Source organism: Aromatoleum diolicum, assembly GCF_012910955.1.
Taxonomy (GTDB): Bacteria; Pseudomonadota; Gammaproteobacteria; order Burkholderiales; family Rhodocyclaceae; genus Aromatoleum; species Aromatoleum diolicum.
In genome coordinates, this window is the sequence record NZ_WTVQ01000100.1 from 1 (window position 1) to 1,352 (window position 1,352).

At 68.0% G+C, this 1,352-nt stretch carries 1 protein-coding gene; it reads right to left on the minus strand.

Annotation, left to right across the window (positions count from 1 at the left end):
- Nucleotides 1–254 precede the first annotated feature (254 nt).
- Nucleotides 255–1,334: an IS110 family RNA-guided transposase gene (locus GPA25_RS23550; protein WP_169262824.1), complete on the minus strand. Its 1,080-nt coding sequence runs from the start codon at nucleotides 1,332–1,334 to the stop codon at nucleotides 255–257.
- Nucleotides 1,335–1,352: the final 18 nt, after the last annotated feature.

Genomic DNA, 1,352 nt, shown 5'->3' on the forward strand with positions numbered 1-1,352 from the left:
GCATCGCCATGGACAAAGACAGAGCAGACTGCCTTTCCCTAATCGGCCTTGTTCGGCGCGCCAGCGCCGGGGCCCTGCGATTAACCGCACCGGCTGGCCTCAATCAGTCGTCGGCGCGACCGGGGCGCGGGGATCAGCCGCGACACCCTGCGTGGTCGGCCATTGGGTTAGCCAGGCTCTCAGCCGGTCGGTCTGACCTGTTTGTCTATCGCGTGCGCGCAGTCACGGGAACACCTTCAAAGAACGCCGATGCTTCAGGATGCCGGTTGTTCGACCGAGTCGTGCCACTGGCGCCACGCCTCGGGGTTGTAGCCTTCGCCCTTGGCGAGCACCGCCCACAGCTGGCGGGCATGCTTGTTGGCGATGGCGACCAGGGTCTTGTGGTAACCGACGCGTCCGTTGAGCGTCACGATCCACTGCTGCAGGCGCGTGAGCGCCTCGGGCGTGTTGCGAGCCTTGCGCAAGGCGGCGGCAAGCACGCTGCGGGCGCCCTGCACGAGCAGCGTTCTCAGGTAGTCATCGCCCCGCCGGGTGATGCGGCCGAGTTTGGGTTTGCCCCCGCTGGAGTACTGGCTCGGGGTGAGTCCGAGCCACGCGGCGAACTGGCGGCCGTTGTGGAACATCGTGGCGTCGCCGACGCTGGCGACCACGGCATCGGCGGTGAGCATCCCAACGCCGGGCAACTCGCGCGCACGTCGGGCGGCCGCGTCATCGGCCTGCTGAGCGGCAATCTGCCGGTCGCATTCGGCGATGCGCAGATCGAGCGCGTCGAGTTGATCGCGCACGCCTTGAATCAGGTGGCGAATCGGTGCCGGCTGCGCGGTGTCGAATTCGTGCTCGGCGAGTTTGCGTCGCAGCCGCATTGCGCCGATCTCGACCACCATGCCGAATTCGGCGAGGAGCCCCCGGATGCGATTCAGGAGCGCCGTGCGCTCCTCGATCCAGCCCAGCCGCAGGCTGTGCCAGGCGAGCCGATGCTGCTGGGCCTCGGTCTTGACCGGAATGAAGCGCATCCCCGGCGCGAGCAGCGCCGCGACGATCGCCACCGCATCCGCCCGGTCGTTCTTGACCGCCTGGCGCTTGCGGTAGGGACGCACGAACTCGGCGGCCATCAGCCGCGGCTCCAGCCCCAGCGCCTGCATCGTCCGCCCCCAGCAATGCGCGCCGCCGCAGGCTTCCATGCCGACGAGCGTGCCGCGCGGCAGTGTCGACAACCACGCGAGAAACCCGGCGCGGTTGAACTCGCGCGTCTCGATCACCCGGCCCGCGCCGTCCGCCACACAGGCGACGAACACGTTCTTTGCCAGATCCACGCCGACCGTCGTAGTATTCATTTGGACTTCCCCTTTCGC